This window comes from Roseovarius aestuariivivens, from assembly GCF_004761875.1.
Lineage (GTDB): Bacteria > Pseudomonadota > Alphaproteobacteria > Rhodobacterales > Rhodobacteraceae > Roseovarius > Roseovarius aestuariivivens.
The window spans coordinates 133957-148567 of record NZ_SJEY01000005.1; the positions used below are offsets into that span (position 1 = coordinate 133957).

The 14611-nt window shown below is 61.9% G+C and carries 12 protein-coding genes; 3 read left to right on the forward strand and 9 right to left on the reverse strand.

The genetic code is table 11. The features are described from left to right. Positions 1 to 9: 9 nt before the first annotated feature. From EZV60_RS09815 to EZV60_RS09845, 7 genes are all read right to left on the reverse strand, one after another. Entirely contained in the window at positions 10 to 573 is a 564-nt protein-coding gene (locus EZV60_RS09815) for a holin family protein (protein ID WP_135504939.1), read from the reverse strand. Further along, entirely contained in the window at positions 564 to 1175 is a 612-nt protein-coding gene (locus tag EZV60_RS09820; protein WP_135504941.1) for a holin-associated N-acetylmuramidase, read from the reverse strand. Before EZV60_RS09820 ends, EZV60_RS09815 begins: the two co-directional genes overlap by 10 nt. Positions 1176 to 1238: 63 nt before the next feature. Further along, positions 1239 to 1685 carry a cytochrome c maturation protein CcmE gene (gene ccmE, locus EZV60_RS09825; protein WP_135504943.1) on the reverse strand — a complete coding sequence of 149 codons (447 nt, stop codon included), beginning with the start codon at positions 1683 to 1685 and terminating at the stop codon, positions 1239 to 1241. Positions 1686 to 1713: 28 nt separating this feature from the next. Next, complete coding sequence (argC, locus tag EZV60_RS09830; protein ID WP_135504945.1) at positions 1714 to 2742, reverse strand: N-acetyl-gamma-glutamyl-phosphate reductase; 1029 nt, start codon at positions 2740 to 2742, stop codon at positions 1714 to 1716. Positions 2743 to 2807: 65 nt separating this feature from the next. Beyond that, positions 2808 to 3623, reverse strand: a complete 816-nt coding sequence (locus EZV60_RS09835) for a glutamate racemase (protein WP_135504947.1) — start codon at positions 3621 to 3623, stop codon at positions 2808 to 2810. Positions 3624 to 3649: 26 nt separating this feature from the next. Further along, the gene (locus EZV60_RS09840) at positions 3650 to 4513 is read right to left on the reverse strand and encodes a lysophospholipid acyltransferase family protein (RefSeq protein ID WP_135504949.1); all 864 of its coding nucleotides are present in this window, start codon (positions 4511 to 4513) and stop codon (positions 3650 to 3652) included. Positions 4514 to 4597: 84 nt separating this feature from the next. Beyond that, positions 4598 to 8017, reverse strand: a complete 3420-nt coding sequence (locus EZV60_RS09845) for an indolepyruvate ferredoxin oxidoreductase family protein (RefSeq protein ID WP_135504951.1) — start codon at positions 8015 to 8017, stop codon at positions 4598 to 4600. Between the two features lie 167 nt (positions 8018 to 8184). Here EZV60_RS09845 and EZV60_RS09850 point away from each other — a divergent pair, with 167 nt between their 5' ends. After that, positions 8185 to 9090 (forward strand): LysR family transcriptional regulator, encoded by a 906-nt coding sequence (locus EZV60_RS09850; protein WP_135504953.1) that lies wholly within the window; start codon positions 8185 to 8187, stop codon positions 9088 to 9090. Between the two features lie 205 nt (positions 9091 to 9295). On the opposite strand, the gene EZV60_RS09855 is transcribed toward EZV60_RS09850, so the two are convergent. Both EZV60_RS09855 and EZV60_RS09860 read right to left on the reverse strand, forming a co-directional pair. Further along, complete coding sequence (locus tag EZV60_RS09855) at positions 9296 to 10426, reverse strand: M24 family metallopeptidase (protein ID WP_135504955.1); 1131 nt, start codon at positions 10424 to 10426, stop codon at positions 9296 to 9298. After that, complete coding sequence (locus EZV60_RS09860; protein ID WP_135504957.1) at positions 10423 to 11454, reverse strand: pyridoxal-phosphate dependent enzyme; 1032 nt, start codon at positions 11452 to 11454, stop codon at positions 10423 to 10425. Before EZV60_RS09860 ends, EZV60_RS09855 begins: the two co-directional genes overlap by 4 nt. A gap of 271 nt (positions 11455 to 11725) precedes the next feature. Between EZV60_RS09860 and EZV60_RS09865 the strand changes: the two genes are divergently transcribed. Both EZV60_RS09865 and purL read left to right on the forward strand, forming a co-directional pair. Beyond that, entirely contained in the window at positions 11726 to 12244 is a 519-nt protein-coding gene (locus EZV60_RS09865) for a hypothetical protein (protein ID WP_135504959.1), read from the forward strand. A gap of 141 nt (positions 12245 to 12385) precedes the next feature. After that, a complete protein-coding gene (gene purL, locus EZV60_RS09870) occupies positions 12386 to 14551 on the forward strand; it encodes a phosphoribosylformylglycinamidine synthase subunit PurL (RefSeq protein WP_135504961.1) in 2166 nt (721 codons plus the stop codon). Positions 14552 to 14611 lie beyond the last annotated feature (60 nt).

A 14611-nucleotide genomic window follows, 5' to 3' on the forward strand; every position in this document is an offset into this window, starting at 1 on the left:
CTCGGTGACCTACCCTTTGCGTTGCTGCCATTCCGCGAGCGCGGGATTGTCCTCGGAGGGTGATGGCAGCTCAGGTGCAACCCGGGCCGCCGGCTCCGCTGCGCCGACTTCCAGCGAGCGCAAGCTGTCGATATTGCTGACCACCTGCGGCGTTCGGGCCATCGTGACGGCGATGGACCGCTGAAATTCCTGCCCCTTCGCCTGATGCCGGGCCCCGAAATAGAAGCTGACGATCGCCCCTAAGAGCCACCAGAGAGGTTCCGGCACCAGAGAGATTCCCTGCATCCGTTCGGAAAACCAGATCGGATCGACCATCGCGGCGACGAAAAGCCCTAGGGTGCCAAGCGCCATTGCGGGGCGCGGGATGCGGTTCAGCCCGTCGATGAAACGGTCATACCATCCCTTGCGCTCGCGCGCGAATTCGGCGGCAAGCTGATTGAGCGCCGCGCCCTGCAATTCGGCGGCGCGGGCGTCGGCGGCGTCTGCATTCACGCGAAAGACCTCAGCCGTTTCGGCAATGGCGTTGCGCCCGGTTCCGAAAACAAGCGACAGGGCGCGTTCGATCAAACCCATGTCGCCACCCGTTCTTTGAAGGCCTCGGCGCTCAGATGAAAGCGCGGCGAGATGAATTCCTCGGCCCGCCTGATCCAGCCACCCTTGCCGCCGGCGCGGGTGCGGGCGTATTTGCGCATGTTGGGGCGCCGGTCAGCCAGACGGAAATAGTAATTGCGCCGTGCGATGCCATAGGCGTCGGCGAAGTGATCGGGCGCCTGATTGTAGGCTGCGCGCGCCGCCGCGATGGTCTGCGGACCGATGATCCCGTCCGCGACGATGGTCTGGCCGAAGCTTGCGATCACCCGTTGCAGGAGAATGACCGCGCGAGCGCCGGCGTTGACATACATATCGAAAACACTGGCCTGAACCGGCTCGGGCAACGCGCCAATGCCAGGACGCTTGAAGTAATGCTCGACAAAAATCTTCTCGGCCTGCTCGCGGCTGAGCGCCTTGACATCCGCCACGCCCACGCGCCCGTCGCCGTCAAGGTCAAGCCCGAGGCGGCGCATGGTATGGATCGTCACGCCGTATTTCGTGGCCCCGCCGGGATCGTCGGGATCGTTGACATAGCCGCCTTCGCGGGCGACGATTTCTTTCGCAATCTGGGAAACGCTTGGCATCTTGCCCACCTTTCGCGCCGTTTCGGTGTGCAAAGGCTTGGGCAAGATTGGTTAATCGGACGATTAACTACCGTTCGGTGGCTGGTAGACGCCCTGCTCCTTGAGGCTTTCGACGACTTCCTTGGGCATGTAATCCTCGTCGTGCTTTGCAAGGATTTCGGTCGCGCGGAAGGTGGCGCCGTCATAGGTTCCGGTGCCGACCATGCCTTGGTTTTCTTCGAAGAGATCGGGCAACACACCTTTGTAGGTTACGGGAATGGAAGCCCCGCCATCGGTGACATTGAAGCGGACGGTTTCGCCCTCTCCGCGGATAAGCGTGCCCTCTTCGACGAGACCGCCGATGCGGAAGGTTTCCGTGGGCGCGGGCGGTTCGGCCATGATCTGGCTGGGGGAGCGGAAGAAGTTGATACCGTCGCGCAGAGCGTACCCAATCAGCCCGGTAGCGATCACCAAGGCAATGGACGCCACCGCGACGATCTGAATCCGGCGCTTTTTCTTGAGCGATTTCATAAGCCTGCCACCCTCCAAGCCTTCGATGTCACGGGAAGACCGGGGCCAGCATGAGGCCCGCAGTCTCAGTTTCACGTAACATCAGATTCGCGTTTTGCAAGGCTTGTCCACTTGACCCCTTGGTAAGGTTGTCGAGCGCGGCCACCACGATCGTCCGGCCCGGAATGCGGTCTGCCACCACTCCGATATGACAGAAATTGCTGCCGCGAATATGGCGCGTGCTGGGGACCTCGCCCATCGGCAAAAGTTCCAGGAAAGGCTCGTCGCGATAGGCGTCCTCGTACGCCGCATAGATTGCCTTGGCGTCGCCATGGACATAGCCGGTGGCGAGGACGCCGCGATTGGCCGGGACGAGATGCGGGGTGAATTGGATTTTCACCTCGCGGCCCGCGATCGCGCTGAACTCCTGGTCGAATTCTCCAAGGTGGCGGTGCGTGCCGCCTGTGGCGTAGGGATGGTAGCCCTCGGACAATTCCGCGTGCAGCAAGTTTTCCTTGAGGCTGCGCCCCGCGCCCGAGACGCCGCATTTCAGGTCGAGAATGATATTGTCGAGATCGACGACCTGCGCCGTGATTAGGGGCCGCAGCAAGTACTGCCCGGTCGCGGCATTGCACCCGGTGCCGGCGACAAGCCGCGCGTCGCGGATGTCGTCACGGTAGAATTCGGTCAGGCCATAGACCGCCTCTTTCTGAAGCTCGATCGCCGCATGAGGGTTGCCGTACCACTTCTGATAGGCCGCAGGGTCGCGCAGGCGGAAATCGGCAGACAGATCGACGATGCGCAGATCGCGCGGCAGAGCCGAGATGACCTCCTGGCTGGTCTTGTGGGGCAGCGCGCAGAAACACAGGTCGATAACGGAAAAGTCAATCTCGCCGATGGTCACCAAAGTCGGCAGGTCGAGGTGGCGCAGATGCGGGAAGGCCTGCGCCATGGACTGCCCGGCCTTCGAATTGGCCGAGAGCGCCGCGGTCTCCATCCCCGGATGGGTGGCAATGAGGCGGACAAGTTCCGCGCCGGTGTAGCCCGACGCGCCGAGAATGGCGATCTTGTGGGTCATGGGACCTCTTTCAACTGTTGCTTAGGCTTTAGGAAAAAACGGATGGAGCCGCAACTGCGCGTGGCTCAGGCGGCTGTAAAGGCAATCTCACGTCGCAGAAACTGCGTCGCGCGGTCCGATACGCGGCGCGGATCGCCGGTGGTTAGAAACCGCGTACCTTCGCCCTCGCCCACCATTTCGGGGCGACGCTCAAGGTAATCGGCAAGGCTGTCGGCCACGAGGCGTGGCTGCGAGAAGACTTGCACGTCGGGCCCCAGAGCCTGTTGAAAGACGTGTTCCATCAGCGGGTAATGCGTGCAGCCCAGCACCGCCGCTTCCGGATTGGGCATCTTTCGCTTGAGCGCGTCCACATGGCTGCGCACGAGCGCCTCGGCAAGGATCAAGTCGCCCTCTTCGATGGCATCGACAACGCCGCCGCAGGCCTGCGCCTCGACATCGACGCCTATGGCGCGGAAGGCAAGTTCACGCTGAAACGCGCGACTGCTGACCGTGGCGGGCGTGGCGAAAAGTGCTGCGTGCTTCAGCGCCACCTCGCGCGGCGGGGAATTGTCGCCCCATTGACGTTCTGTGAGCGCCTCGATCAGCGGCACGAAAACCCCCAGCACGCGCTTGCCCTTGGGCACACCCGCCTCTTGCATGCGGCGCAGGGCAGCGGCAGAGGCGGTGTTGCAGGCGAGAATAACGAGGTTGCAGCCCTCTTCGTCCCAAAGTCTCTGCACGTGTCCCCGGGTCAGCTCATAGATATCGTCTGCATCGCGCACGCCATAGGGCGCGTGGGCATTGTCGCCCAGATAGACGATCGGCAGATCGGGCAGACGCTTTTCCACCGCATCGAGCACGGTCAGGCCGCCAAGCCCGGAATCGAAGAGTCCAACCGCCATGATCGTGCTGCGCCCTGCGCGCGCCCCTACTGAAATTCAAAGCCGATCACGTCCGGATCCACCGGGCGTGTGCTTAGCTCATACGTCTTGTAACGCAGGAACGCCATGAGGGATTTCGTGTCGCCCGCCCGCGCGGCCAACTGATCGGGGTCTATGGGCCGCCCGATGACGGCGCGAACCGGCGCATCGACCCGCTTGCCGAACTCCTTGATCAAAAGCCCCATGCGCAGGGTGACATGCAGGTGGCTGGCGACCTGGAAGAGGCGGCTGTTATGCCCTTCGAAAAAGATCGGCACGACGGTCGCGCCGGACTTGGCAACCATCCGGGCCGTGAAGCCGCGCCAGCTTGGGTCCATCGGCTGCGCGAACGGCTTTGCCGCCGTACTAACCGTGCCGCCGGGAAAGATTCCGATGGCGCCGCCATCGGCGAGATATTGAAGCGCGGTCTTGCGGGTCTGCAGGTTGAGCGCGAGGGCCTCTTTCGTCTCATCGAAGCTGATCGGCAGGACGATCCGGTTGAGATCCTCCGCCTTGTTGAAGACGGAATTGGCAAGAATGCGGAAATCGCCGCGCGTCTGGCTGAGGATATGCCCCATCATCATACCGTCGAGGATGCCATATGGATGGTTGGCGATTACAATCAATGGGCCGTCGCGCGGAATCGCGTCGAGGCTGCCGGCCGCCACGTCGAGCGAAAGCCCATAGCGGTCAATCATGACCTGCCAGAAATCCCGCCCCGCCGCGACCTCTCGCTCATAGCCCGCCGCGCGCTTGATCAGGCGCATCCGACCGCTGAGCGTCTCCATGGTACGGATCATCGCCCGCCCGCCCCGTGTCTGGGCCGAGTGGGCATAGCTGATGTCACGGGCGATGTGACGGTCTTGGCGCATGGTCTGCGGGTCCGGTTTTCGATTCGCGATTTGGAGAGGTGTTTACGACAAATCTGACCGTATCGCGTGAACTTTCCGTGACGTTCACTCCGCCGCCTGCGCCAGTGAGACACCGCCGCCACGAATCGTGGCGAGTAGGGTCTCGCGCTCTTTCCCAGCTGTTTCGGTATTGGCCGCCTTGACCGGGCCGAAGCCGCGGATTTTCAGCGGGAGACGGGCCAGGGCCAGAATGGGGTCGCGGGTTTCCGAGACGAGCTTGGGCAGAACCTCTGCCACGTCGCGCTCGTACTGGCGGATAAGTCCACGCTCCATCCGTCGCTCGGCGGTGTAGCCGAAAGGATCAAGCGGCGTGCCACGAAGTGCCTTGAGCCGGGTCAGCAGGCGCATAGGTCGCTCGATCCACGGACCGAAGCGGCGTTTTTTCGGTCGTCCATCCGGGCCGGTGCGGGACAGAAGCGGCGGCGCAAGGTGGAACTCCATGTCGAAGTCGCCTGTGAAGGTCTCTTTCGCCTTTTCTCGCGTTGAAAGCAGCAGGCGCGCGACCTCGTATTCATCCTTGTAGGCCAAAAGCTTGTGATAGCCTTTCGCCACAGCCTCACGCAGCTCATCGTCCTCGATGCCGTCTACCAGCTTGCGGTACCTCCGCGCCAGCCGCTTGCCTTGATAGGCCGTAAGGTGATCGGCGCGAAAAGCGATCTTTTCATCCAGCGATTTCGGTTTCTGCAAAATGTTGGGCGACATATGCGCCTGCGCGTCGTCCGGATTCAGGACGGCCCAACGCCCGATCTCGAACGCCCGTAGGTTGTGCTCGACCGCCGCGCCGTTGAGCGTGATCGCCTGAACGATGGCGTCATGGGTCACCGGCAGAAGCCCGCGCTGCCACGCCGCGCCAAAGAGGATCATGTTGGCATAGATCGCGTCGCCCATCGTGGCGCGGGCCAGCTCGGAGGCATCGAAAAGCTGTACTTCGTCGCCCAAGCGCGTCTCAAGCGCCGCGGTCAGCTTTGCCGTGGGCAGGCGGAACTCGGTATCGCGGGTGAAGTCGCCGGTCATGGTCTCGTGGCTATTGACGACGGCCCCGGTACGACCCGCGCGTGTTAGGCTAAGCGTCTTGGCACCTGCGCTCACCACAAGATCACCGCCGATCAGGGCGTCGGCCTCGCCCAGGGCCACCCGGATCGCGCTGATTTCGGCGGGGCTGTTGGCGATGCGACAATGAATATGCACGGCGCCGCCCTTCTGCGCGAGGCCTGCCATTTCCATCATGCCCGCGCCCTTGCCGTCGATCTGTGCGGCTTGCGCCAGAACCGCGCCGATGGTTACCACACCGGTACCGCCGACGCCGGTGATGACGACGTTATGCGTTCCGGTCATCTCTGGCAGGTCGGGCTGCGGCATATCGGGCAGCGTGAGATCCGAGGCAGCCTCCTTGCGCAGTTCGGCGCCTTTGAGCGTGACGAAAGACGGGCAGAAGCCTTTGAGGCAGCTGAAATCCTTGTTGCAGGCGGATTGGTCAATCGCGCGCTTGCGGCCAAGCTCGGTCTCGTGCGGCACTATGGCGACACAGTTCGACTGCACACCGCAATCGCCGCAGCCCTCGCAGACATCCGAATTGATGAAAACGCGCTGATCCGGGTCCGGGAAAGTGCCGCGTTTACGACGGCGGCGTTTCTCAGCCGCACATGTCTGTACGTAAACGATGGCCGACACACCCTTGATTGTGCGGTATTTCTCCTGCACCTGCGACAACTCGGCCCGTGAGTGCCAGCCGATACCAGAGGGAAAATCGGCGCGGTTGGGCTCTTCCTTTTCATCGAAGACCACGGCAACGTCACGCACGCCCATGGCCTGCACCTCGCGCACGATCCGGTCGGGGCCCAGGTCGCCTTCGTTGCCCTGCCCGCCGGTCATGGCGACCGCGTCGTTATAAAGGATCTTGTAGGTGATGTTGGTACCCGCGGCGAGCGCCGCGCGGATGGCGAGGATCCCGGAATGGTTATAGGTGCCGTCGCCGATATTCTGAAAGACATGATCGCGGGTGGAAAACGGCGCCTCGCCGATCCAGTTAGCCCCTTCCGCGCCCATGTGGGTATATCCCGACGTCTCGCGGTCCATCCAGAGCGCCATGATGTGACAGCCGATGCCGGCATAGGCGCGACTGCCCGCGGGCAGCTTGGTGGAGGTGTTGTGCGGACAACCCGCACAGAAATAGGGCAGTCGTGTCGCGATCTCTTCGTTTTCACTGGCTTTCTTATCTTCTTCAATAGCTTGCAGACGGGCCTTTACGCGATCCGTTCCGCGGCCTTCCTCGACGAGGATCGTGCCGATCTTCTCCGCCACCATAACAGGATCGATGGCCATCTGGACTGGGAACAATTCTTCCTGATGCAGGCCACCGGCGCCGCCCTTGTACCAGCCATAGACGCGCCGCCCCTTCCGGTCGTCAAAGATCGCCTCCTTGATCTGGATCTCGATCAGCTTGCGCTTTTCCTCAACCACCACGATCAGGTCGAGTCCCTCGGCCCAGTCGTGAAAGCCCCTCATATCCATTGGGAAGGTCTGGCCGACCTTGTATGTCGTCAGACCAAGCCTTTCGGCCTCGGCGGCATCGATACCAAGAAGGTCGAGTGCATGGACAAGATCCAGCCAGTTCTTGCCGGCGGCGACAAACCCGATCTTCGCACCCGCTTTGCCCAAAACCCGTTTGTCGATTTTGTTCGCATGTGCAAAAGCTTCGGCGGCGAACCTCTTGTAGTTTATCATGCGCGCTTCCTGCGCAATCCAGTGATCGCCAAGCCGGATATTGAGCCCGCCCTCGGGCATGTCGAATTCGGGCGTGACGAACTGCATGCGATCCAGCGACCCGTCGACCACGCTTGTTACCTCGACCGTGTCTTTCATCAGCTTCAGACCGCACCAGACACCCGCAAAGCGGGACAGCGCATAGCCGTAAAGCCCGAAATCGAGGATCTCCTGCACGCCCGCGGGCGACAAGACCGGCTTATAAGTGTCGACCATCGCCCAATCCGACTGGTGGCAGACGGTCGAGCTTTCGCCGGTATGATCGTCCCCCATGGCCATGATCACCCCCCCATTGGGCGACGAGCCGGCCATGTTGGCGTGACGCATGACATCGCCGGACCGGTCCACGCCCGGCCCCTTGCCGTACCACAGACCGAATACGCCGTCATAGCGCCCCTCGCCTCGGAGTTCGGCCTGCTGTGTCCCCCAGAGCGCTGTCGCGGCGAGGTCCTCGTTGAGGCCCGGCTGAAACGTGATCTGTGCCGCAGACAACTCTTTTGCAGCGCGGGTCATCTGCATGTCGACCGCGCCGAGGGGCGAACCGCGATATCCGGTCACGTATCCGGCGGTGTTGAGGCCCGCCGCACGGTCGCGCGCCGCCTGCATAAGCATCAACCGAACCAGCGCCTGCGTGCCATTGAGCAGCACCGGCGATTTCTCGAGGTCGAGCCTGTCGGTGAGGGAAATTTTCTGATTGCTCATGACACACCTCCCGATTGCGTCGCTTGCCTCAGTTTAAGGCAAATATAGGTCAAAAATGGTGACCTATAAAGCGCAAACTGATAAATTCGCCGTGTGGATGGTCTTGCAGGCGCAGGTTTTCTGCTATTGCGCTGTGGTGGGTATGCGTCGACTCGGAAGTTGCGGAAATGGATTGGGACAAGCTGAGAATCTTTCATGCGGTGGCCGATGCCGGAAGCCTCACACATGCGGGCGATCAGCTTCACCTGTCGCAATCGGCGGTTTCCCGGCAGGTGCGGGCGCTGGAAGAATCACTCAACACGACGCTGTTTCACCGCCATGCACGAGGACTCATCCTGACCGAACAGGGCGAGCTTCTGTTCGACGCGACGAAAGCGATGATGAAACGGCTCGATGCCGCCACCGCGCGGATCCGCGACAGCGAGGAAGAGGTGTTCGGCGAATTGCGCGTGACCACGACCATCGGGTTCGGCACGCTTTGGCTCGCGCCGCGCCTGCCCAAGCTGTTCGCCGCGCATCCCGATCTGAACATCGACCTCATGCTCGAAGAACGCGTGCTCGACTTGCCCATGCGCGAGGCCGATGTGGCAATCCGCATGAAGGAACCCAGCCAGGCCGACCTGATCCGCAAACGCCTGATGAGCGTGCACATGTGCCTTTACGCATCGCGCGATTACTTGGAACAGAACGGCACGCCCGAATCATCGGAGGATTTGCGCAATCACCGGCTGCTGTGCCAGAACCCGAGTTCGGCGCAGGTCGGTGCGGGCGCGACGCTTGTCGGGGAATTGATGACCTATGACATCCCCTCGCTGCTTACAGTGAACAATTACTTCGGTGTCTTGCAGGGCGTGATCCACCACATCGGCATCGGGGTCCTGCCCGATTACTTGAGTCGGGATTTTCCGAACCTCGTACAGGTTCTGCCCGACATCCACTCGGTCGAGGTGCCCGTGTTTCTCGCCTATCCCGAGGAACTGCGGCATTCTCAGCGCATCGCGGCGTTCCGTGATTTCGTGCAGGACGAGATCATACTTTATCGAAAAACGATGAAAGAACAGGCAGATACATAAATTCTGCGGTCGATGCGATCAGAGCTATGCATCAGGCGCATAGCGGGCTTTCTGCAGATGCGGCATCTTATCTCTTGATCGGCCACGGGTGAGGTTCTAATTCCCGACCATGACGATGGACGCGCAAGCGGACATCTTCATACCTCCCTGTTGGACTTCGGCCGAGCTTAGTGCTCGGCCTTTTTTTTGGCGCCCGCTTGCTATGTCAAATGATGGGCAGGTCTGACGGCGCCGGCGGCGAGATTTGCCGCGCACCGGTCTCCGTGATCACGAAAACGTCCTCGTGCACCATGATGCGTCCCGATGGCATGTCGAGGCCCGGTTCCAGCGTGACCACCATTCCGGGCGTCAGCACAGTCGTGTCCGCCTCGGTCAGTGACAGCCCTTCGGTCAGTTGCATGCCGAGCCCGTGGCCAAGCCGGCCCGCCGTGTCGGCATCGCCGACCTGACGCGCCATGGCGCGCCACGCGTCACACGCCCGCGACCCGGGGCACAGCACCTCGCGCCCCGCCTCGGCAGCGGCAAGCAGACGCTTGTAGGCACTCTTGGCGGTCTCAGAAGCTGCACCGACCGCGAAGTTACGGTCAAAATCGCAGAAATAGCCGTCATAGACCGCGCCTGTGTCGAGCATCAGCAGGTCACCCGGCGCCAAGGGCGCGTCGGTCGCAGGCGAGATGACGTCGCCGTATCCATCCGGGCCCGCGCCGCCCGCAAGATAGGGCACCCAGTCCGCGCCTTCCTCTAGCAGAAGCCGCTGAAAGTCGCGAAAGGTTTGAGACAGAGGCACGCCCTCATCCGCAATTTCGTTCACCCGGGCAAAGGCGCGACCGGCGATGGCGCAAATCGTCTCAATCTTGGTCAGTTCGGCGGGGGATTTCACAGCCCGTGCGTTGGCCAGAATGCCGTGATCATGAATGAAGGCGAGGCCTGTCATCTCTTTGAGCCTGTGAAAATCGTCCAAAGGCATGCGCAGATGGGTTTCCAGATGCGAGGGTATGCCGACCGGACCTCCGATCTCGCGCAGAGTGCCGGCCAGAAGGCTGACGCCGTCATCATCCGGCACAGGTGCAGGCCACGTGCGGATATCGGCAATCCAAGTGGTGGCCATCAGGGCTGCACCTATGGACGGGATGACGGCAACCGGAGCACCACGCGCGGGCAAGATCACGAACCACGGACGTGTCGGGCTTTCCCAGAACCGCGTCAAAAAGCCGGAAACATAGCGCACATCCGGTTCACAGGTGAGCAGAAGCGCACCCAGACCGTGCCGGTCCATGCCAGTCTGTATACGCTGGACGCGCGCTTCATACTCCGCACGCGCGAAACCGCGGCTCATGCGTCGGCCATCTCGGATATGATAACGAGCGCGACATCGTCCGGACCGAGAGTACTGAGTTTAAGCGCGGCGACACCGGCCGCGCCGGATTCCGTCGTGGCCATGTCCTGGCCTGCCAGCAGGGGCAGGATCGACGCCGCCTCTTCCTCGGAGATCAGCGCGAAACGGTCCGCATCCCTCGCAAGCCCCTTGAGCGCGATGAGCGATGGCTCCTTGCAGTCGAGACGTCCCATGGCGGAAACCGGCCCGATCGTGGCCACGGGTTCGCCTGCGGAAATACTGGCGTGCAGGGCTGGCGCGGCGTGAGGTTCGACGACGATGATTTCCGGCGCGTCGCCCCAGACCTGACGAAACCAGGCCGCGCAGGCAGCGGCCAGCCCGCCCACACCGGCCTGCAGAAAGATATGCGTGGGCGGCTGCGGCATCTGGCGTGCCGCTTCGGCGGCCATCACAAGATACCCCTCCATCAAACGGTGGGGCAGTTCGGTGTATCGAGGCCAGGAGCTGTCGGAAAGCAGGATCCAATCGTTTTCATGCGCCGCGTCGTGCGCGGCCTCCATGCTGGTCTCGTAATCATTGCCTGCGCGTACGACTTCGGCCCCCTTGTCGCGCAACCTTTGCGCGAACGTGTCCGGCACCGTATCGGACAGATAGATGACCGCACGCCCCCCAAAAATGCGCGCGCCCGCCGCGACCGACATCCCGTGATTGCCTGCGCTTGCGGTGACATAGGTCTGCCCCGCGAGCGCGGTGGACAGATCCTCGGCCCCGGTTTCAGCGGCGGCGTGCGCAATCACGTAGGCTGCGCCAAGCGCCTTGAAACTGCCCAGGCCCATACGCCCCCGTTCATCCTTGGCCCAAACAGCACAGTCAAAACCCGTGAGCGCAACAAGCGGCGTTTCGCACGCCGCCGGGCATTGGGTCAGCATGGTTTCGGGGGCAGCGGCGTCGATACTTGGGTCAGGGATATCGGCAAGCATGGCGTGCGGCAGTCCCTTGCCGCGGTGGGGATTGTCGTCAATCTGCATAAAGCGCCCTTTTTGTCGGAGGACACTCAACGCGCTATCGCGCTCGGGGTCAATGCCTCGCGAAGCTCCAAGAGAAACCCAAAAAAATTTGTTCCTTTTAGGTTATTGTTATTATTAATACTTTTTGAAACCTGAACAGAAGAGTTCAAAAAACTTTTCGGCGATCGGGAACGCATGGTTCGGTATCTTGTTGTCCTGTCAGACCGGCGCGGCACTGCTGTCCTGCCGGAAATCAGAACCCAAAAGTGGTCATCAGTAACAGGAGTAACCTATGCAATTCCGTAACATTACACTCGCCGCAATTCTTACCGGCAGCACCGCGCTTGGCGCATATGCCGCCGACACGATCGAAGACGCTGGTAACAATTATGAGGATGCGGCCGAGATCTCGGGCAACTACGTTTATGACACCGACACCTACGAAGTTGGCGGCCAAGTTTATAAGAACGTTGGCGGCGAAATTCGCGGAGAAAACGAAGCCATCGCAGACGAGGATAGCGATACCCAGATGTCCGAAACCGAAGCGACTTCGGCTGAGAACATCATTGTTGCCGCAACGCCGGGTACCGCAGTGTCGTCGTCCAACGATGTCATGATCGGTACCGTCGCGTACACGCAGGAGATGAGCAACGGCTACCGCGTGTTTGTCGAGATCGACCCTGCCACACAGATTGCCGCCAACGTCATCGGCTTTTCGGTCGACAGTCTCGAAGTGAAAACCGTGGGCGAAGGCATTGAGTACGACAACACAGTCGAGCATCTGCGAGAGCGTGTCGCCGACAAGAGCTAATCGGTTCATTCGTTAACGAGTATCGAAAGGTCCGGCCCTGCGCCGGGCCTTTTCGTTCAGGCCGCCCTATCGCGGCCCCTTTTCCCCCTGCCAGTCATGCCCTAAAGAGGCACCAAGCCAGCCTTTTGGGGGACATTGCAGATGCAAGAACCGGCGATCACGCCCGAACTGATCGAGGCCCACGGCCTCAAGCCCGATGAGTATGACCGGATTCTCGAAATTCTGGGGCGCAAGCCCTCTTTCACCGAGCTCGGCATCTTTTCGGCGATGTGGAACGAGCACTGTTCCTACAAGTCCTCCAAGAAATGGCTGCGGACGCTGCCCACGGACGGCCCGCAGGTGATCTGCGGGCCCGGCGAGAATGCCGGTGTTGTCGATATCGGCGACGGTCAGGCGGTGGTCTTCAAGATGGAAAGCCACAATCACCCCTCTTACATCGAGCCCTACCAGGGTGCGGCAACCGGCGTAGGCGGTATCCTGCGTGACGTCTTCACGATGGGCGCGCGGCCCATCGCGTCGATGAACTCGCTCAGTTTCGGCGAGGTGGCTCATCCCAAGACCCGCCAGCTTGTGCATGGGGTGGTCGAGGGTATCGGCGGCTATGGCAATTGTTTTGGCGTGCCTTGCGCAGGTGGCGAAGTGCGATTTGACCCGGCCTATAACGGCAATTGCCTTGTGAACGCCTTCGCCGCGGGTCTGGCAGATAATGACAAAATCTTCTACTCCGCCGCGTCGGGCGTGGGCATGCCCGTGGTTTATCTTGGCGCGAAGACCGGGCGGGATGGCGTCGGCGGCGCAACCATGGCCTCGGCAGAATTCGACGAGTCGATCGAGGAGAAACGCCCGACCGTACAGGTGGGCGATCCCTTTACCGAAAAACGCCTTATGGAGGCGTGTCTTGAGCTGATGCAAACGGGCGCCGTCATCTCGATCCAGGATATGGGCGCGGCGGGCCTGACCTGTTCCGCGGTGGAAATGGGCGACAAGGGCGGCCTTGGCGTGCGGCTCAACCTGGACCGGGTGCCACAGCGCGAAACCGGCATGACAGCCTATGAGATGATGCTCAGCGAAAGCCAGGAACGCATGCTGATGGTCCTGCGACCCGAAAAAGAGGCCGAGGCGCGCGCGGTGTTCGAGAAATGGGATCTCGATTTCGCCATTGTGGGCGAGACCATTGCCGAGGATCGTTTCCTGATCCTACATGGGAATGATGTGAAGGCCGATCTGCCGCTGGCCACGCTGTCGGGCAGCGCGCCGGAATATGACCGGCCGTGGGAAGAGCCCGCCGCGCCGGCGCAGCTAGATCCGTCCAGTGTGCCGGGCGTCGATCCCATCGATGGGCTGCGCGCACTCATCGGTTCGCCCAACTATTGCTCGCGTCAGTGGGTCTATGAACAATACGATACGATGGTGATGGCCGATAGCGCCCGCCTGCCCGGGCTCGGCGCCGGGATCATCCGGGTCCACGGAACCGACAAGCTTCTCGCGTTCACGTCGGATGTGACGCCCCGTTATGTGAAGGCCAACCCAAAGGAAGGTGGCAAACAGGCGGTGGCCGAGGCCTATCGCAATCTCAGCGCCGTGGGGGCCAAGCCGCTGGCGACCACCGACAATCTCAATTTCGGCAATCCGGAGAAACCCGGGATCATGGGTCAGTTCGTCATGGCCATCAAGGGCATCGGCGAGGCCGTGGCCGCGCTCGACACGCCCATCGTGTCGGGCAACGTGTCGCTCTACAACGAGACTGACGGCCGGGCCATCCTGCCCACGCCCACCATCGGCGCGGTCGGTCTGATTGCGCACGAGGACGAGGCAATCAACGGGCAGGCCCGCGACGGGCATGTGGCGATCCTGGTCGGTGAGACCACCGGACATCTGGGGCAATCGGCGCTGCTGGCCGAAGTGTTCAACCGGATCGAGGGAGACGCGCCGCCAGTCGACCTGGAGGCCGAAAAACGCAACGGCACGTTTATTCGGGACAACCACACCCTGATACGGGCGTGCACCGACCTCAGCGATGGCGGGCTCGCCCTGGCCGCGTTCGAACTGGCCGAGGCGGCGGGTGTTGGCGTCACACTCGACACGGACGACACGGCCCAGCTTTTCGGCGAGGATCAGGCGCGATATCTTGTGGCGTGCAACTTCGATCAGGCCGAGGCGTTGATGGCCGCCGCGCACAAGGCCGGCGTGCCGGTCAGCTACGCGGGCAAGTTCGGCGGCGATCATGTCACGTTCGGGGCATCCTCGGCGCCACTGGCCGATCTGTCGCGGGTCTACCGCGAGACCTTCGGCGCGACCTTCGCCTGAGCCCTGAAACCCTTGTATGCATTGGGGCGCTTGCACTCGATTGCCGTGCTCTCTACATCA

Excerpts from the sequence above, each read along its gene's own strand:
- EZV60_RS09815 (WP_135504939.1), bottom strand. The coding sequence starts at position 573 with ATGGGTTTGATCGAACGCGCCCTGTCGCTTGTTTTCGGAACCGGGCGC.
- EZV60_RS09820 (WP_135504941.1), bottom strand. The coding sequence starts at position 1,175 with ATGCCAAGCGTTTCCCAGATTGCGAAAGAAATCGTCGCCCGCGAAGGC.
- ccmE (WP_135504943.1), bottom strand. The coding sequence starts at position 1,685 with ATGAAATCGCTCAAGAAAAAGCGCCGGATTCAGATCGTCGCGGTGGCG.
- argC (WP_135504945.1), bottom strand. The coding sequence starts at position 2,742 with ATGACCCACAAGATCGCCATTCTCGGCGCGTCGGGCTACACCGGCGCG.
- EZV60_RS09835 (WP_135504947.1), bottom strand. The coding sequence starts at position 3,623 with ATGGCGGTTGGACTCTTCGATTCCGGGCTTGGCGGCCTGACCGTGCTC.
- EZV60_RS09840 (WP_135504949.1), bottom strand. The coding sequence starts at position 4,513 with ATGCGCCAAGACCGTCACATCGCCCGTGACATCAGCTATGCCCACTCG.
- EZV60_RS09845 (WP_135504951.1), bottom strand. The coding sequence starts at position 8,017 with ATGAGCAATCAGAAAATTTCCCTCACCGACAGGCTCGACCTCGAGAAA.
- EZV60_RS09850 (WP_135504953.1), top strand. The coding sequence starts at position 8,185 with ATGGATTGGGACAAGCTGAGAATCTTTCATGCGGTGGCCGATGCCGGA.
- EZV60_RS09855 (WP_135504955.1), bottom strand. The coding sequence starts at position 10,426 with ATGAGCCGCGGTTTCGCGCGTGCGGAGTATGAAGCGCGCGTCCAGCGT.
- EZV60_RS09860 (WP_135504957.1), bottom strand. The coding sequence starts at position 11,454 with ATGCAGATTGACGACAATCCCCACCGCGGCAAGGGACTGCCGCACGCC.
- EZV60_RS09865 (WP_135504959.1), top strand. The coding sequence starts at position 11,726 with ATGCAATTCCGTAACATTACACTCGCCGCAATTCTTACCGGCAGCACC.
- purL (WP_135504961.1), top strand. The coding sequence starts at position 12,386 with ATGCAAGAACCGGCGATCACGCCCGAACTGATCGAGGCCCACGGCCTC.